Raw genomic sequence first — 17,406 nt, 5'->3', positions numbered from 1 at the left:
GAAGGTCGGCTCGGTTGCCGCTCATTCGGCGTGTGGTAGGCGTACGCAGAAGGTCGTACGTCCGGGCTGGGACTCTACCGTCATGGTGCCATGGTGTGCCTCGACGATCGAGGCCGCAATCGCCAGACCGAGTCCAGTGCTGTTGGTTTTTCGTGAACGACCCTTGTCTCCTCGTACGAAACGCTCGAACAGTCGGGGGAGGATGTCTTCGGCGATGCCGGGGCCGTTGTCGGTGACCGTCAATTCGACCGTCCGCTCATCGAGGTTGCCTGCCTGCACACGTAGTGCGACGGTGACGGTGGTGTCGGCAGGTGTGTGGACCCGAGCATTCGACAGCAGATTCGCCACCAATTGGTAGAGACGCTCGTTGTCGCCGTTCACCATCACTGCTGATTCCGGCACGTCCACGACCCACCTGTGGAGGAAAGCGGACACCCGAACGTCGTTGACGGCGTTGACGACGAGCTCCGCCAAATCGACCTCCGAGGTCTGTAGGCTCTGGCCTTCATCCAGTCGCGTGAGCAGCAGCAAGTCTTCGACCAGCGCGCCCATGCGTTTGGCTTCGGACTCGATCCGAGCGAGGGAGTACTCCGTCATGTCGGGCAGTTCGTCGCTGTCCTGGCGAGTGAGTTCCGCATATCCCTGGATTGACGCAAGCGGGGTCCGGAGCTCATGACTTGCATCCGTAACGAACTGCTTCACCCTCTTGTCCGCGGCTATCCGAATCGACAGTGCCTCGTCGACATGATGGAGAAGATGATTCAGCGCTTCACCGACCTTTCCCAATTCGGTGCGAGGGTCGGTATCCGATTTCTCCACGCGGACGTGCAAGGACACTTCTCCGACACTCAGCGGAAGTTCGGTGACTTGCTTTGCGGTTGCCACTACGCGGTTGAGTGGTTTGAGGGTATGCCGAACTACGAGGACCGTGCTGATGACAGTAGTTGCGAGGGCGAGAAGCGCGAGGACAGACAGGACCAGCGTTTCGTGAACAACGGCGTCGTTGGCGGCTTCCAGTGAAATTCCGACAATGAGCGATGAATTGCCCTTGTGTGCAATGCTTTCCATGCGCAATTCGCCGACGCCTGCCAGCGTGATGTTCTGTCGTTCGCCGTCGGCCCAGTCGTGGTTCCGAACTTGAGTGACAGCTTCGGCGTTCAGCGGCGCGGATTCGGAATCCGAGAACACCGCGGAATCCGCGACAATGCCGTTGTCCATGAGGAGGATGACTGTCCCCGGTGCCTGGCCGGCGTAGTCGGTCAGAGGCTTCCTTCCCCGCATTGCGCCTGTGGCAGAATCTGTTTCAGGATCGCCTAGGTATTTGTCGATCAAATGGCTGAACGAGGCCATCGATCCGGTCAACTGTGAATCGACCAGGCTGGTTACCGATGTGCGGAGCGAGATGATGCTCACGATGGCAACGACGAGGAGAATTGCTGCCATGACTCCTGTCATCGCGGTAACGAGTCGTCGTTGCAGCCCCCACGGACTACGGCGGGGCGCTGTTGCCGAGGTCGGCATTCAGTGGTCCTGAGACTCTTTGGGCCGCAGGATGTATCCGACTCCTCGCACAGTATGAATCATCGGATCGCGGCCGGCATCGATTTTTCGTCGTAGATAGGAAACGTAGAGATCGACGATGTTCGACTTGCCTGCGAAGTCGTAATTCCATACTCGGTTCAGGATCTGGGCGCGGGTGAGTGCCTGCCGAGGATTCTGCATCATGTAGCGAAGTAATTCGAATTCTGTTGTTGTCAAAGGAATTGACACACCACCGCGTTTGACCTCGTACGAACTCCCGTCGAGAGACAGATCACCGACGACGATTACGGTGTCATGCTCGGACATCGAATCAGCGGCTCGCCGGAGCAAACCTCTCAGTCGCGCCACCAGCTCTTCGAGGCTGAACGGTTTGGTCATGTAATCGTCGCCGCCGGCGGTCAAGCCGAGGACGCGGTCGCTGATCGAATCGAGGGCGGTGAGAAAGAGCACAGGCGTTCCCCGGCCAAGGACTCGTAGACGTTCGAGCATGCTGATTCCGTCGATATCCGGCAGCATGATGTCCAGGACTACCAGGTCGAACAGCTGCTCCTGTTGCAATTCCAGGGCGGTTTTTCCGTCGTGTGCGACGGAGACGATCCATCCCTCGTAGCCAAGCGCCAGGCTGACCAAATCGGTTATCGCCGGCTCGTCGTCCACAACCAACACACGAATCGGGGATCCGTCGGAACGGTACATCCGGGGTAGTCGAGCGAGGACTGCGCGTCGTCGGCCGAAGTCGGAGGACGCAGCACCCGGAGCAGATCTCGACACTGCACCATTATTCCTTATAAGCACGTTCGATAGTGCTCTGTACGGCTGGTGCACAGAAACTTCACATTTTTGCACATCGAATTCACCGGAATGCCGCTTAGCCTCGGACAACATGCAGAGGGCCGCGAGACATTTCAAGCCAGTGACGAGTCGGTACAGATCGCCCATGGCCTTGGCCTTCATGGCAGTCCTGATTGCAGTCACTGCTTCGATGTCCTGCGCACATGTGTCCTGCGCCGCACCGGCGAAGGCGAGTGGTTCGGCGATACCCGAACCAGGGCTGTCACAAGAACCAGGGCTGTCACAAGCCGGACAGACGCGGACGCCTGACGTTGGAACACAGCCTTCACTTGCTTCGCGAATGACACTGGCGACGGAGTTTGCCCTCGAACAGGGTGCGGAAGTTTCGATTGTGATCCTCGACCGGGTCGAGGGAGTTCGAGTTACCAATGGCAACGACGAACCGATAGATACCGCTTCGGTGTCCAAACTGTTCATCGCGGACGACATCCTCTTCCGCGAACAACAGGGTGAAGTCACGCTATCGGAGTATGAGGCCGGACTGATCGACGAGATGCTGCGTTCTTCCGACGACTCGGCTGCCGAGCTGTTGTGGAATCGCTTCGGCAGCAACAACATCATCGACCGCATCACAGCGCGGTACCCACTTTCGTCAACGTCCATCGGATCGGACGAGACATGGTGGGAAACACAAACGACCATGTCTGACATCGTGAGCTACTACGACGCCTTGCTCGACGGGAGAGGGGGCTTGTCGGCCGATCAATCTGCAGTCGTTCTCGGCGACATCGGGGATTTCACCTCAACCGCGGCCGACGGCTACTACCAACGGTTCGGCATCCCGGATGCGCTCTCCGGTGAATCCGGAATCGCGGTCAAGCAAGGGTGGATGTGCTGCATCGACGGAAACTGGATCCACCTGTCGACAGGCATCGCCGGCGACGACCACCGTTTCATCATTGCATTGGGGTCTCGTGAAACAGCGGCAAATTACGGGAGTGGAGACCTCGGCGCCGAACATGCGCGCTGGACTCTGACCGAAACGGCAGCGATCCTTTTCCCCGACGGTCGAATCGACTTGTGAAATCTGCAAGTGAACAAGGGAATTCGCGATGTCGACCGCAAACTTCGGCCCGTGTCCGGGAAAAGGTATCTTGCCGGGATTAACAGTAGCGACATTGGAATAGATCTGCGGAGCGCTCGTGATGACTTCGGCAGAGTACACAAATTCTGGGGCTTCGTAACCGGTGGGCGCGATCTCGCGGGCGCATTCCGCAGTGAGCACCGACAGTGAGATGTGGGCTTGGCGGCGTCAGACCGGCCGATGTGTCACTCCCGGCCCGGAGTTGTTTCCCATTTCTCATGAAGCTCTGCGCGCTGCTCCTCTTCGGTGGTGTGATCGACTCGCGCCATCGACCATCGCAGGATTGGTGGCGCCATCACGGACGTCACTACCGCCACGAATACGATGACCGCGTAGGCCTCGGCGCCGAAGACACCCAGACGAAGACCCACCATTGCAATCACGATCTCCACTGCGCCACGTGCATTCAACCCTGCACCCAACGCCACCGCTTCCAAGCGCGGTAGGCGAACGACCCGCGCACCCGCATAAGCGCCGGCGAACTTGCTCGCGGTAGCCACCACCAGAACACCTATTCCGGCCAGTAACACCGCCGGGTCGGTGAGTACCGAGAGGTCAACGCGTAAACCTGCGGTAGCAAGGAACAACGGTGCAAATACCGTCATCACCACGGTCCTCAGCGGGGCTAGCAACGCCGCTCGATTCTGGCCCACCACTACTCCGGCGACAAAGGCACCGAGAATCGCTTCGAGATGCAGCGCTTGCGTAGCCGCGGCGCAACCGAGGACGACGATAACCACCGTCGCGATGGTTGTCCGTTGATCGGAGAGCTTCTCGGCGCGATCCAAGACGACTTTCACGAGTGGCCGTAGCAACAGCAGTGCGGCCGCGACAAGCAACACCAACGATGCCACCGTCCACACGATCTTGCCTGCGCGCACGCCGACGGTCGCCATAGCCGACACCACTGACAGCATCACCCAGGCCGCAGCATCGACGACGGTTCCCGAGGCAAGCGTCAACTGCCCTACATTGCGATGCAGGAGTCCCATTTCCAGGAGAGTCTTGGCGATCACCGGTACGGCGCTGGCGGACAGCGCCGTACCGATCAGCACCGCAAAGGTGAGCTTCGACGTGCCTTCGCCGATCAGGCTGTCGGGGAGGAGAAAGCCCGCCGCGATGCCTGCACCCAACGGAATTACAAAGGCCCCGGCGCTGACCGACGCAACCACCCCGACACGCTTGCGAACGAATGCTGTATCAAGTTGCGCTGCAGACAAACCCACCAACAAGAGGATGCCGATCTGCCCCACTGCATCAAGAAGGTTCTGTTGCGCGGCAACCGCCGGAAACAGCCAATTCTCCACTGCGGTTGCAGTGCTTCCCAGGATCGACGGTCCCAACACGATTCCCGCTGACAACTCACCGACGATGCTCGGCAACCCAAACCTGTTTGCCACCTTACCTAATGCTGTAGCGACGCCTATGAGCACAGCGATTTGTGTCAGTAGTATCAGCAGTGCATGCTCACTGATCTGCGGTACGGGATCGGCAGCCGCCCAGATATTCACCGCGCCGCGACCGCAGGCTCTGCCCAAGCCAGCCCGTCAGGTGAAGGGACCAACCCGCCCTCGAGCAGTGGCGGTGGAGTCTGAATGGAATCGGTTGCGCCACGCGCTTGCAACGAATTCATCTCTTCCATCACTTCTCGTACTACCGGCGCGGCAAAGAGATGATTCATCCTCTGGCCGGAGGCGGTGTCCATGCCACCTGTTTTCACAGTCGCATCGGTCAATGCCTTGGTCGACGCGGAGAACCGCTTCACCACTGCGTCGGCATCGGTCAACACGTCCTCCTGCGAATACGCGCCCGCCACCAAAGACACGAAGGCCGTCATGTCCTGGCGGTCGAAGTTGGTGACGCGGCGCGCTTTCCAGAAGTACGAGTCTTCGGACTGCTCCATGTCGTAGAACGAGGACAGGAACTCGTAGAACACGGCATACTCGCGGCGGTACCGTCCCTCGAACTCACCGAAAGCGCGCTCCTCGGTCAATTCCCCGGACAACACGCTGTTGATCGAGCGTGCGGCAAGAACCGCCGAGTAGGTAGCCAGATGAACCCCGGTGGAAAAGACCGGATCAATGAAACACGCTGCGTCACCGACGAGTACCATGCCATTTCCCCAGAATTTGGTGTTGGCGTACGAGTAGTCCTTGCGGGTTCGGATTTGTCCGTACACACCCTCGGTCACCCGGGTCGCGTCCGAGAGCATGTCGTCGACAATGGCGCAGCGCTTGACGAACTTCGCCAACGCATGTTCCTGATCGCCCTGGATTTTCGCTGCGTGGTCCTTTGCGATCACCGCACCCACGCTGGTGAGTTCGTCGGTGAGTGGGATGTACCACATCCATCCTTCGTCGAATGCCGCGCACAGGATATTTCCTGAGTCAGGCTCGGGAAAACGCTTGCCCCCGTTGAAATATCCGAACAGTGCTACGTTCTGGAAGAAATCGGAGTAGACACGTTCGGTGCCCGCGTACTTCGTCAACCGTGTCTTGTTTCCCGAGGCGTCGACGACGTACTTCGCGCGCACCTCGCATACGTCGCCGTCCACATCCGTGTACGTGACACCGACCACCCGCCCGTTGTCGTCGAGGATGGGTCCGGTGACAGCGGCCTGCTCCCGGACGTCGACTCCGCAGTTCGAAGCGTGCTTCAACAGAATGTGATCGAACTTCATCCGTTCGACCTGGTAGGCGTATGACGTGGGACCGGCAAATTCGGGAGTGATTGCAAACAAGAAGTTCCACGGCACGGGATTCTTGCCCCAGCGGAAGCTGCCGCCACGCTTGCGCATGAATCCTGCTTCCTCCATTTCCTTCTCCACCCCGAGCAGTCGGCACACACCGTGGACGGTGGCGGGTAGAAGCGATTCGCCGATCTGATAGCGCGGGAACTGCTCCATTTCCAGCTGCACAACTCGGTGACCACCCTTGGCCAACAACGTTGCAGCGCTGGACCCCCCGGGGCCACCGCCCACTACGACGACGTCGACCTCGTCGATACGACTGCTCATTTCGATCCCTCTCGAGTCAGGTGTAACTCTTGTTGCAAAAAATTGAATACAGTGGCGCGCACCCGCCCGGGACGGACTCACTGTGCGAACGCGACGACATGAGCTCGATCCACAATCCGAAGACGACATCTGAATCCAAAGAAAGATTCAAGTCTTTAGAAATGGCTCTTTACTATTGTGGTCTCATCGATATCCTCTAACTGTCCCAATTCGACGAACTCTAGCCTAGGCTAACCTAAATCTCGGGAACCGTGTTTGCTCGCTTTTGATGAAAACTGTTGCAGGCCTGCATCAACGGCGAGGTGGAGATCGGCTCCATCCACCAATTCGTCTTTTTACCATCGTTAGCCTAACCTAATTTTGTGCGTGTCGGGGCTGGAAGGTCAGGCCGTTACAGAACGCACATGATCCTCACATCTTTTGGGTCCGGCCCAGGTGGTCGCGATGCGATCGAGTCAATTCGGTTTCTTACTCGGGAATCTCGGAGGCAATGAATGAAGGTTTGTGTCGTTGGAGCAGGCCCGTGCGGGCTGACAACCATCAAACAGCTTCTCGACGAGGGGCATGAGGTGGTCTGCTTCGATAAGAATGTGGACGTCGGAGGTATCTGGCTTCGCCACGAAGGCGACGGCGATCAGATGAAGGCTTACGACAACCTTCACCTGACCATCTCGATAAAGCTGATGGCCTACTCGGATCACCCGTTCTCGGGGGAGCGGGTGTTCTACACTCGCCGGCAATACTTCGAGTACCTCGAGGAATACGCCGATCTCTACCATCTCCGCAACCACATCCGGTTCGGTAGCGAAGTGACGAACGTCGAACGGAAATCCGATACGTGGACCGTGTCGGTCCGACGCGACGGTGTTCAGGTGGCGGAAGAGTTCGACGCAGTTGCCATCTGCTCCGGACCGTTCAAGACGCCCAACCGGAACATCGCTGAGCTCGCGAACTTCTCCGGAGAAATCGTCCATTCCTCGGAGTACCGCAACAACGAACGCTTTCGCGGCAAACGCGTCCTGATCGTCGGAATGGCGGAATCGGGCGCCGATATCGTCCGTGAAATCGGCGACGTGGCGGATGCCTGCACCCTGTCGATCCGGTCGTACAATTATCTCCTGCCGCGAGTGTTCAACAGCACCAGGACAACTGATCACGGCACCGTGAGATCGCACCACCACGAGATGCTCAGGCGGGCAACCGACTACCCGTTCCCACTCGACACCGTTTGGGGACGCAGTTCCCTGGCGAAGGCACTTTTTCTCGCCGTATCCGTGGTTCTCGGAGTTGTCACGACGGCCATGGGCGCTTTGCGCGTGCTTCGAGACAGGCTGATTCCGGGAATGCGCGCCGCCCAGCCCGCACTCAACCCGATGGGGGAGGCGGTCTATCCCCCGAAGTTCGACATCGGAACCCTCCACAACGACGAGAACTGGAACCTGATCAAGACCTGGAATCGCCGATCACACCCCGATGGAAGCTGGACACAGCGAACCATCTTCTGCAAGAACGTCAGCTTCATCCCGAGCATTGTCGATGGCCGAGTCGTGTTGAACGACGCGGGAATCGAGAAGTCCGACGGCAACAGAGTCGTCTTCAAGGACTCGAAGGAAGGCGAAATCGACACCATCGTGCTCTGCACGGGCTTCAACAACGAGGAACTCTCCATCGGCGAACTCCAGGTCAAGGAAGGAAACGTCCGCAACCTCTACAAGCATTTCCTCCATCCGGAACACCAGGGGAGCGCAGCATTCATCGGCTTTGTTCGCCCCTTCTCGGGCGGCATTCCCATCTGTGCGGAGATGCAGGCCCGATACTTTGCGCGTGTGCTCAGCGGCAAGCTGAAACTCCCTCGCAATCTCGACGAAGTCATCGGACGGGAGAAGGAGTGGGAAGAGCACTGGACCGCCTTGAGTCCGCGACACACCGAGGCCATACCGTCGCAGGTTCTGTACCTCGACGCACTCGCGCGTGAGATCGGCTGCATGGTTCCGATGCGGAAGATGATTCTCAATCCGAAGCTGTTCATCCAACTCTGGTTCGGCAGCTTCAATCAGGCTTGCTACCGAATCGTCGGGCCTCACAACATGGGTTCAGCTGCGCTTGACGACCTCTATTCCGAACTTGTCGACAATCGCCGGGAAATGGCGTTCCGAATGTCGATGTTGCAGCTGATGCCCTCCTCCGTTCATCCGAAGCACTTGATGTAGGGCACCGAAGCTGAAGTCGGTTTGTGAAATCTGCAAGTGAACAAGGGAATTGGAGACCTTCGACTTATCGCATCGTCATGGGTGATGGTCTCCGTCTAGCAGATGTGGCCGCAGTTCTGGCCACCGTGCCTTGCACACTTAGGTTGAAGTCGGTGTCATTGACGCCGTCGCGGCGCCGTCGATACGGTCTCAATGCTGGGGTCTGGAGATGCTCTCTCGGTAACGCCGGTTGAAAGTAGCTTGCGTGCTTCGTTTTCCGTCCACCGCAGTGGATCTCCTGCCTCAGACCCCGACAAGATAGGCGCAATAGTGCTCCAAACCTTTCGCTCACTTTCAATCCCCAACTACCGCAGATACGCAGCCGGTGCAGTCGTGTCCAACGTGGGCACCTGGATGCAACGCATCGGCCAGGACTGGCTGGTTCTCCAGTTGACAGACAACAGTGGGACCGCAGTCGGTATCACGACGAGCTTGCAGTTTCTGCCGGTCCTGCTGATCTCACCCCTCGCCGGTCTATTGGCAGATCGCTATCCGAAGCGTCGGCTGATGCAGGTGACGCAGGTAATGATGGCGTTCCCTGCGCTCATATTGGGCATCCTGGCGGTCACGGGTGCCGCTCAGCCATGGCACGTCTACGCTATTGCCTTTGTCTTCGGAATCGGAGCAGCTCTGGATGCTCCTGCGCGACAGTCGTTTGTGCCGGAACTGGTCGGACCCGAGGATCTCACCAATGCGGTGGGGTTGAACTCCGTATCGTTCAATACTGCGCGGGTTGTCGGCCCCGCATTTGCCGGTGTCTTGATCGCCGCGTTCGGTTCCGGCTCCGAGGCAGCGGGGTGGGTGATCCTCCTCAATGCATTGAGTTACATCGCAGTGATCTACGCACTTCAATCGATTGACCCCGACCTGCTCTCGTCGCCTAAGCCGCAGGAGCGCCGCAAGGGGATGTTGCTCGAAGCAGTGCGCTACCTGCGTGGTCGACCCGACCTTCTGTTCGTGTTCGTGATCGTTTTCTTCGTGGGTGCGTTCGGAATCAACTTCCAGCTGACCACGGCTTTGATGTCGACTCAGGAGTTCGGCAAGAGCGCCGGGGAGTTCGGTCTGTTGACTTCGGCGATGGCGGTCGGGTCATTCGTGGGTGCTTTGGCCGCGGCGAGGCGATCCACGATCTCCGGCCGTCTGGTGATGTTCGCGGCACTGGCGTTCGGTGGCGCGTTGGCAGTCGGTGGCTTGATGCCGACGTATCTGACCTTTGCGATCTGGACACCGCTGATCGGACTCAGTGCCATGACCATGATCACCGCAGCTCAGGCCAACATCCAACTCAAGGTCCATCCGGAGTTTCGTGGACGTGTGACCGCGCTGTACGTGATGGTGTCGATGGGAGGTGCGCCGATCGGTGCGCCGATCATCGGATGGATCGGCGAGACATTCGGACCACGGTGGACTCTGTTTGTGGGCGCGGCGGTGGCTTTGTCGAGTGTGGTCGGAGCTGTGGCTGCATTCGGTTGGCCTACGCGGGCGGAGTCTTCGGATGCGGGGGCGTCCTACCCGAGTCAGCCAGTTCGTTGAGGATCGAATACGCCGTCCCCGGAGTGATCTCACAGACTTTTCATCGATATATCGTGATATAGATATAAGTATATCGTTATTCATCCTGAATCCGTCCGATCAAGGAGACGTCTTGACTACCTATTTGACTGTGACCAGTAGCGAACACATCACTCCGTCGCTGCGGCGCGTGTGGTTCCGCAGCGACGACCTCTCGGCGTTTGTCGGCAGTGTGTCCACCGACCGCTACGTCAAGCTGGTCTTCCCCAAACCCGGTGTTGTGTACCCCGAGCCTCTCGACGTCCGCGCTTTGCGCGGAACTATGGCGCCAGAGGACCTGCCTGTGGTGCGTACATACACAGCGATTTACCCGGATATCGAGGCGGGGACGTTGGCAATCGACTTCGTGCTGCACGGAGATGAGGGTGTCGCTGGACCGTGGGCGGCTGCAGCTCAATCCGGTGACACATTGATGGTCAATGGTCCCGGCGGACGATATGCTCCGGACCCGACTGCCGATTGGCACCTGTTGGTGGGCGACGAGTCGGCAGTGCCCGCGATCAGTGCCGCAATCTCCGCCCTCTCCGACGCCGCGCCGGACGCTGTGGCCCGGGTTGTGGTCGAGGTGGACTCGGCCGCGCATGAGCCGCCGTTGAAGGTCGTAGCACCATCCGGCGCTGAGATCGTCTATGTCCACCGCGATGTGGATGGTGGACACAATGCGTTGGTGGACGCTGTGCGTGACCTCGCTTGGCTGCCGGGGCGCGTCCAGGTATTTGCGCACGGAGAGGCCGAATCAATCATGCACGGCCTGCGCCCTTACCTGTTGAGTGAACGTGGGTTGCAGCGGGATCAGGTCTCGATCTCCGGATACTGGCGCCGGGGACGTACCGAGGAGGGGTTCCGGGAATGGAAGTCCGAGATGGATCCAGAAGGTGGACGTGGGAGGGGTCGTCGCCGAGCCTAGGTCGGTGGGAGGTCGACGCGGTGGCGTGTGGGCTCCGGCTCAATTGCGCAGCAGCTATTGGCAATTGAGCCGGAACCGTAGACGGACTTCGTGGTAGAGGTTCTCCTTTGGGGGTAAACCTTAGAGTGCGTCCTACGTCGCAGGAATCTATTCCTGAACGACTGGACGGCGAGTTACCGTTTCTGTACGCCACTTCTGGTGGCGATCCCAGAGGAGGAACTCGTGAACTCGATATTTCGAGGTCGCCGGTACGACGTGGCGATCTGCGGCGCAGGTCCGGTCGGAATGACCGCTGCAGCGCTACTCGCGGCCCGCGGCCTCGACGTGGTTGTGCTCGAACAGCGCATGACGACCAGCGACGAGCCGAAGGCGATCAGCATCGACGACGAGGCGTTGAGGGTCTACCAACAGGCGGGCATCGCCGAAGCTGTAATGCGAATCATGGTGCCAGGAACCGGAACCCAGTATTTCGGCAGTGACAACAAGCCGTTGTTTCACGCGCGTGCTGCTGTCCCCTACCGACTTGGATACCCGTTCAAGAATCCGTTTGCCCAACCGGATCTGGAACGTATGTTGCTCTCCGCGCTTCGTGAGCATCCGCGCGTCGACGTACACTTCGGCACCGAAGTAACTGGCGTGGAACAGGATCAGGATTCTGTCACGATCTCCATGACGGGTGGTTCTGTAGTAGCTCGGTACGCATTCGGTTGCGACGGTGGTCGCTCGACGATTCGTGAGCTGTTCGGAGTCACCATGAGTGGGCGGAGTTACGCCGACGTGTGGCTCGTGGTCGACACACTCGGTGACTTCCACACTGAACGCTTCGGGATGCACCATGGCGATCCGGAACGCCCACACGTGATCGTCCCCGGACTCGATGGCCGTTGCCGTTACGAATTCCGGTTGTTCCCCGGAGAGGGTGAGCCGACGGACACGCCCTCGTTCGAACTGATCGAACAGTTGCTGCGCAGGTACCGCGACATCACTCCCGAACAGGTTGAGCGAGCGGTCAATTACCGCTTCAACGCCGTCGTCGCGGACGACTGGCAGATTGGCCGATGTTTCCTGCTTGGCGATGCCGCCCATATGATGCCGCCGTTTGCCGGCCAGGGCTTGAACTCCGGAATCCGGGACGCGGCGAACTTGTCGTGGAAAATCGCCGATGTACTCGACGGGCGACTTCGTGAAGAGTCCCTGCACAGCTACCAGAGCGAGCGCAGTCCGCATGCGGCCGCAACCGTGCGCGCGTCCGAGAGGCTCGGCAGAGTCGTCATGACAACCTCTTCCGGGCTAGCTCGCCGACGTGACGAACTGGTCGGGGCTGCCCTGGCTACACCGGCAGGGCGGACCTTCTTCGAGGAAATGCGGTACCGTCCCGTCCAGCAGTTTACCGACGGACTGGTGATTCCTGGTCCGAATGTCGGTGTACCCGTGGGACAACCGAGGGCCTTCGACACGATCGAGAAGCGTATCGATCTGTTGGATCACTTCCTCGGCGACGGTTGGGCGCTGATCGGTGTCGATGTTGTCGACGCCGGCGAGTGGGCTGACGCATCGGATGTGGCAACCCTCTTCGATTCGACCGCCGCGTGCGTGCCTGTCGACGAAGTCCTGCCCCGGCTCTCGCAGCGAGTGCTGATCGACGTGGACGGCGGGCTGAATCGCGAATTCGATTGTTATCGAGGGCGATTCGTTCTCTTGCGTCCAGATCACTTTGTTGCCGCCGCGTGGTATCCCCACGACACAGCTCAGGTCGCCGATGTATTGCGCACCTGGACGCTCCGATTCCAGGCATCCCACTCCATATCACTATGAAAGGCTTAACCATGGAACGACCGAATCGTGTTGTCCTGCAAGAACGCGACGCTGCAGGTACCCTCACCTCTACTGCCGTCTCGCACATCGGATTCTATGTTCCCGATGTGTCCCTGGCAGCGTCCTTCTACGGCCGCGTTCTGGGTCTCGTAGTTCAAGGAGAACTCGAGAACGGTGGGCTGCGCCTGGGATGGGGTACCGGTCACCACGTCCTTGACTTGATCGAAGGCGAAAAGAGTCTGGCTTACTACGGCTTCGAGGTGCGTGACGCAGACGGAATCGAAGGAATCCGGAAGCGTCTGACCGCTGCGGGACATGACGTTACCGAACTCGATCCGTCTTTCATCGACTATGCGCTCGGCGCTCCGGACGGAATCTCCGTCCCCGATCCCGACGGCAACATCGTGCATTTCCACGGGCCAGTGGAGCGGCAGGGTGAGAATGCCGCTGACACGGGTCGTCGTCCGATCAAGTTCCAGCACACTACGGTTGGCACTGTTGACGTCGCAGCGATGGCGGCGTTCTTCGTCGATACCGTCGGGTTCCGTATTTCCGATCAGCTCGAGGACGGTAAGTTCGCGTGGCTTCGGAGTGATCGTGACCATCACACCTTGGCTGTCGTCGAGATCGGGAAGGCCGGCGACATCGACCACTATTCGTACGACCTCGCGGAGTGGGAGGACTTCAAAGCCTGGTGCGATCGGCTCACCGATCTTGGTGTCGACGTGAGTTGGGGACCGGGCCGCCACGGCCCCGGCAACAACTTGTTTGTCTTCTTCGACGACCCCGCCGGCAATCACATCGAACTTTCTGCCGAAATGGAAAAGTTCCACGATGACCGCGTTACCTATGTTCCGCGGCGCTGGAAGCCGATCCCGACCTCGGTGAACCTGTGGGGCGGCCAACTCGCAACGTGGCGCAAGACTAGCGAAGGAAACTGAGATGTCATACGCAACATATGAATTCAACGGATTGCGCGGTGTCGGCGAGGTTGACGGCGATCAGCTGGTCCCCCTTGCCGGGCTCACGGAGATCGGGGTTTCTACATCGATCGACGTCCTCGCCGCCGCAACGCGTCGCCCCGCGGACACCGTTGCGATCAAGGACGTCACGCTGCTCCCGGTGGTGCCGAATCCCACCAAGATTCTGTGCGTCGGCTTGAACTACCGGGATCACGTCACCGAGACCAAGCGGGATCTCCCGACCTATCCGGTGATGTTCGCCAAGTACGCCTCGAGCTTGCTCGGTGCATACGACGACATCGCGGTGCCGCCGGAGTCCGAGCAGGTCGACTACGAAGGCGAACTTGCCGTCATCATCGGGCGATCGGGACGACGAATCTCCGAAGAGAACGCTCTCGACCATATTCTCGGATACTCGGCGGCGAATGACATCACGATGCGTGACTTTCAGTACAAGACTCACCAGTGGATTCAGGGCAAGGCTTGGGACGCAAGCACTCCGGTCGGCCCCACTGTCGTGACGCCCGACGAGGTCGACATCACCGCGGCTGGCATACGCACCATCGTCAACGGAGAGAAGGTGCAGGAATCAGATCTTTCCTACCTGATCTTCTCCATCGCCAGCCTGATCTCGACCATTTCGACCTTCACCGCTCTCGAACCCGGCGACATCATCTTGACCGGAACTCCAGGCGGAGTCGGGTACCGGCGCGATCCTCAGCTGTTCCTGCATCCCGGCGACAGCGTCAGTGTCGAGATCGATGGCGTTGGTACCGTGCGTAATTCGGTAGTTGCGCAGCAGTAGTCCTGACCACACACCGCGAATCCGGCCGCGCCCGAAAATTCGGGTGCGGCCGGACGCATCAGGAAAGGAGCGAGCATGAGAACGCACGTCCGTTATTCGGGATGGTGGTGACTGTGACTACATTCCCCGGTGGCTATCGCGAACGCAACTCCACCGCAGACCGCACGCTGACCATCCTGGGCATGTTCTCCGACAATCGACTCCACATCAGTGCAGGCGACGTGGCCGACGCACTCGACTGTGCGCGGTCGACTGCATACCGATACTTGCAGACGTTGGTATCCACGTCTTTTCTCGAGGAGGCACCTGGTGGTGGATTCCGGCTCGGCATCCGGGTGATGGAGCTTGCCCGCCTGGCCCGGCGTAGTTTCAGCCTCACAGAGATCGCACTACCTGTCATGCGTGCGTTGGCCGATGAGCTCGGTGAAACGGTTCTTCTGACCCGGCTGGTCGACAATGCAGTTATCTGCATCGAGCGCTGTGAAGGGTCGAGCCAACTGATTCGGCTCAGTTATGAACGAGGTACTCGCCTCCCGATCAATGCCGGGGCCTCTGCATTGGTTCTGTTGGCCTGGCTTCATGAGACCCAGGCCCGTGACCTACTTGCCGGAGAACCTCTCCAGTGTTTTACCGAGAGCACGCTCGTCGATATCGAGTCTCTGATGAACCGACTGTCCGAGATTCGGACCAATTCCTTCAGTGTGTCTGTTGCCGAAGTCGATCCTGATGTCATCGGCGTTGCCGCCCCGGTTTTCGGCGACGACGGTTCGGTCGTCGCAGCGTTGAGTGTCGTCACCATGCGTTGTCGCGTGCCGTCGCAACGACTTGACGAACTGGTATCGGCCATATCAGCCGCAAGCAACAAGCTGTCGAGACAAATCTCCGTTGTCAGTTGAACAAGAGCGCTCGTCGTACACAGGGGGCCCACCCCGTTTGTGCCAACGCAAGACGCTCGGCTGGAATGTCCAGTCGAGCGTGCTGCGGCAGCGACTGATCAGTCAGCGAGCCAGAGTCCCGCCGTCAGCAGGGAACCTTCTCCGTACATCGTGATTCCACCGACCTTGTCGGATGCGATCGTGGTCTCCGAGGTGCGCTGGTAGAAGATGGCCGGCGACGTCTCGGCAAGACGTTCTGACGCAGTCTCATACGCGTCCTTACGGTCCGCAACAGACTCGCCGACGCGCCCTGCGACGAGTGCCGCATCGAGTTGATCGTCTTTGATGCCCGTTGCGCTCCGTGGCGATGTGCTGTGGAAGGAGCGGAACAACGCAGGTTCCGGGTCGATGAAGTTCGACGCCGCCACCATCATGTCGAAGTCCTTTTGCCCGTAAACCCTTCCCGACTCGGCCCAGTCGACGCGATTCACGGCAATCTTCACGTTGTCGTACTGACTGAGCTGTGCCTGAACTGCCTGGGCAACAAGTTCCTTGCCCGGGAACGCGGTGAAGGTGAACGTCAACGCAGCACCTTCGGCGGCAAACTGATCAAAAAGGTCCTGCGCCTTGGTTTTGTCGTAGGTGTGTAGCGGAGTGTCGGTGTAGAACTGACTGCCTTCCGGGAACAGAGTCTCGGCGCCGACGCCTGCGCCCTTGTCGATAGCGAGCCCCAGTGCGTCCAGATCTATCGCTGCGCTGACGGCTTGGCGTTTGCGAACGTCGTCGAACGGTGCCCTTGTCGTGTTCAAGGCGAGGAATGTTCCGCCGGCCATCGGCATCGTCTGAACCTGGAACCCGGCGGTTGTCGCCTTCTCCACGACGGACCAGTTCGCGGCCTGTACAACGTCGGCTCCACCGCTCACTACCGAATTCAACCGCTGCTCTTCATCTGCCGAGGAGGAGAGAGTGATTCTCTCGAGATACGGCCGAGGAGCGTCCCAGTACTTCGGATTCTTGACCAGTTCGATCTTGCCTGCACGAGTCCAGCTCTCCAAGGTGAACGGACCAGCTCCGATCGGATCGGCGTCAAAAGCCTGCGATCCCCGCGCCAACGCCTCCGGCGACGCGATCCAGTTCATCGCCGTCTGTGAGATCTGATGGGCGTATGAGGGAATCGCCTGTGTCAGCGTTATTTTCAGGGTCGCTGCACTCAAGACCTCGGACGATGCGACCAGTGCAGCGTCGGGAGTCGAGTTGGAGCCGAGCGACTTGTCCTTGAGTCGATCCCAGTTGTACTTCACCGCATCCGCGTTCAACGACGACCCATCGGAAAACTCGAGACCGTCTCGAAGCTCGAGGACGAATGTCTTACCGCCGTCATCGCTCGAGAGGTTCTCGGCCATCGAGTAGATGATCTCGTCGGTTTGCTCGTCGCCGTACATGAGCGTTCCGTACAGTGAATTACCTAGTGTTCCTTGACCTTGCAGGTTGTTCTGAAGGATCGCGGGATCGAGGTTGCGTGGTTCACTCAACAGTACGGTGCGCAGGGTGCCGCCGGAGACGGGATCACCCGCCGGTCCGGAAATGGACGAGGACTCGGAGCCTGCGGCGCCACCGCCACACGCCGTCAGAACAAGCGCAACGGAACACGCCGCTCCCACAGCCAGTAGTCGTGTACTTCGGAACAGTCGTGTACTTCGGAACATCCGTGTACTTCGGAACATCAA

13 protein-coding genes are annotated in these 17,406 nt (G+C 59.3%); 8 read left to right on the top strand and 5 right to left on the bottom strand.

Features of this window, described 5'->3' with window-relative positions; all coding sequences use genetic code 11:
• Positions 1-21: 21 nt before the first annotated feature.
• Positions 22-1,521, bottom strand: coding sequence for an ATP-binding protein (locus C7T36_RS12365; RefSeq protein WP_045065699.1), 1,500 nt, complete (start codon positions 1,519-1,521; stop codon positions 22-24).
• Entirely contained in the window at positions 1,522-2,238 is a 717-nt protein-coding gene (locus C7T36_RS12360) for a response regulator transcription factor (protein WP_045065696.1), read from the bottom strand.
• 436 nt (positions 2,239-2,674) lie between these two features.
• Here C7T36_RS12360 and C7T36_RS12355 point away from each other — a divergent pair, with 436 nt between their 5' ends.
• Positions 2,675-3,418 carry a hypothetical protein gene (locus C7T36_RS12355; protein WP_052683417.1) on the top strand — a complete coding sequence of 248 codons (744 nt, stop codon included), beginning with the start codon at positions 2,675-2,677 and terminating at the stop codon, positions 3,416-3,418.
• Positions 3,419-3,663: 245 nt separating this feature from the next.
• On the opposite strand, the gene C7T36_RS12350 is transcribed toward C7T36_RS12355, so the two are convergent.
• Positions 3,664-4,911: a cation:proton antiporter gene (locus tag C7T36_RS12350; RefSeq protein WP_257013380.1), complete on the bottom strand. Its 1,248-nt coding sequence runs from the start codon at positions 4,909-4,911 to the stop codon at positions 3,664-3,666.
• Positions 4,912-4,985: 74 nt separating this feature from the next.
• Entirely contained in the window at positions 4,986-6,494 is a 1,509-nt protein-coding gene (locus C7T36_RS12345; RefSeq protein ID WP_045065691.1) for a tryptophan 7-halogenase, read from the bottom strand.
• A 494-nt stretch (positions 6,495-6,988) separates the two neighbouring features.
• On the opposite strand from C7T36_RS12345, the gene C7T36_RS12340 reads away from it, so the two are divergent.
• The 7 genes from C7T36_RS12340 (at position 6,989) to C7T36_RS12310 (ending at position 15,700) form a co-directional block, all read left to right on the top strand.
• Entirely contained in the window at positions 6,989-8,704 is a 1,716-nt protein-coding gene (locus C7T36_RS12340) for an NAD(P)/FAD-dependent oxidoreductase (RefSeq protein WP_045065687.1), read from the top strand.
• Positions 8,705-9,076: 372 nt separating this feature from the next.
• Positions 9,077-10,276 carry an MFS transporter gene (locus C7T36_RS12335; protein ID WP_239654652.1) on the top strand — a complete coding sequence of 400 codons (1,200 nt, stop codon included), beginning with the start codon at positions 9,077-9,079 and terminating at the stop codon, positions 10,274-10,276.
• A gap of 112 nt (positions 10,277-10,388) precedes the next feature.
• Complete coding sequence (locus C7T36_RS12330; RefSeq protein ID WP_045065683.1) at positions 10,389-11,222, top strand: siderophore-interacting protein; 834 nt, start codon at positions 10,389-10,391, stop codon at positions 11,220-11,222.
• A 222-nt stretch (positions 11,223-11,444) separates the two neighbouring features.
• On the top strand, positions 11,445-13,037 hold the full coding sequence (locus tag C7T36_RS12325) for an FAD-dependent monooxygenase (RefSeq protein ID WP_239654651.1): 1,593 nt from the start codon (positions 11,445-11,447) through the stop codon (positions 13,035-13,037).
• 11 nt (positions 13,038-13,048) lie between these two features.
• Positions 13,049-13,978, top strand: a complete 930-nt coding sequence (locus tag C7T36_RS12320) for a VOC family protein (protein ID WP_045065680.1) — start codon at positions 13,049-13,051, stop codon at positions 13,976-13,978.
• 1 nt (position 13,979) lies between these two features.
• A complete protein-coding gene (locus tag C7T36_RS12315; protein WP_045065677.1) occupies positions 13,980-14,804 on the top strand; it encodes a fumarylacetoacetate hydrolase family protein in 825 nt (274 codons plus the stop codon).
• 113 nt (positions 14,805-14,917) lie between these two features.
• Positions 14,918-15,700 (top strand): IclR family transcriptional regulator, encoded by a 783-nt coding sequence (locus tag C7T36_RS12310; protein ID WP_239654650.1) that lies wholly within the window; start codon positions 14,918-14,920, stop codon positions 15,698-15,700.
• A 98-nt stretch (positions 15,701-15,798) separates the two neighbouring features.
• Here the strand turns inward: C7T36_RS12310 and C7T36_RS12305 are convergent, their stop codons facing one another.
• Complete coding sequence (locus tag C7T36_RS12305) at positions 15,799-17,403, bottom strand: ABC transporter substrate-binding protein (protein ID WP_204368955.1); 1,605 nt, start codon at positions 17,401-17,403, stop codon at positions 15,799-15,801.
• Positions 17,404-17,406 lie beyond the last annotated feature (3 nt).

Source organism: Rhodococcus sp. AD45-ID (assembly GCF_003023755.1).
GTDB lineage: Bacteria > Actinomycetota > Actinomycetes > Mycobacteriales > Mycobacteriaceae > Rhodococcus_F > Rhodococcus_F globerula.
The sequence above is the reverse complement of the archived record's forward strand: the minus strand, read 5'-3'. Positions and strand labels throughout refer to the sequence as shown.

Excerpts from the sequence above, each read along its gene's own strand:
- C7T36_RS12365 (WP_045065699.1), bottom strand. The coding sequence starts at position 1,521 with ATGCCGACCTCGGCAACAGCGCCCCGCCGTAGTCCGTGGGGGCTGCAA.
- C7T36_RS12360 (WP_045065696.1), bottom strand. The coding sequence starts at position 2,238 with ATGTACCGTTCCGACGGATCCCCGATTCGTGTGTTGGTTGTGGACGAC.
- C7T36_RS12355 (WP_052683417.1), top strand. The coding sequence starts at position 2,675 with ATGACACTGGCGACGGAGTTTGCCCTCGAACAGGGTGCGGAAGTTTCG.
- C7T36_RS12345 (WP_045065691.1), bottom strand. The coding sequence starts at position 6,494 with ATGAGCAGTCGTATCGACGAGGTCGACGTCGTCGTAGTGGGCGGTGGC.
- C7T36_RS12340 (WP_045065687.1), top strand. The coding sequence starts at position 6,989 with ATGAAGGTTTGTGTCGTTGGAGCAGGCCCGTGCGGGCTGACAACCATC.
- C7T36_RS12320 (WP_045065680.1), top strand. The coding sequence starts at position 13,049 with ATGGAACGACCGAATCGTGTTGTCCTGCAAGAACGCGACGCTGCAGGT.
- C7T36_RS12315 (WP_045065677.1), top strand. The coding sequence starts at position 13,980 with ATGTCATACGCAACATATGAATTCAACGGATTGCGCGGTGTCGGCGAG.
- C7T36_RS12305 (WP_204368955.1), bottom strand. The coding sequence starts at position 17,403 with ATGTTCCGAAGTACACGGATGTTCCGAAGTACACGACTGTTCCGAAGT.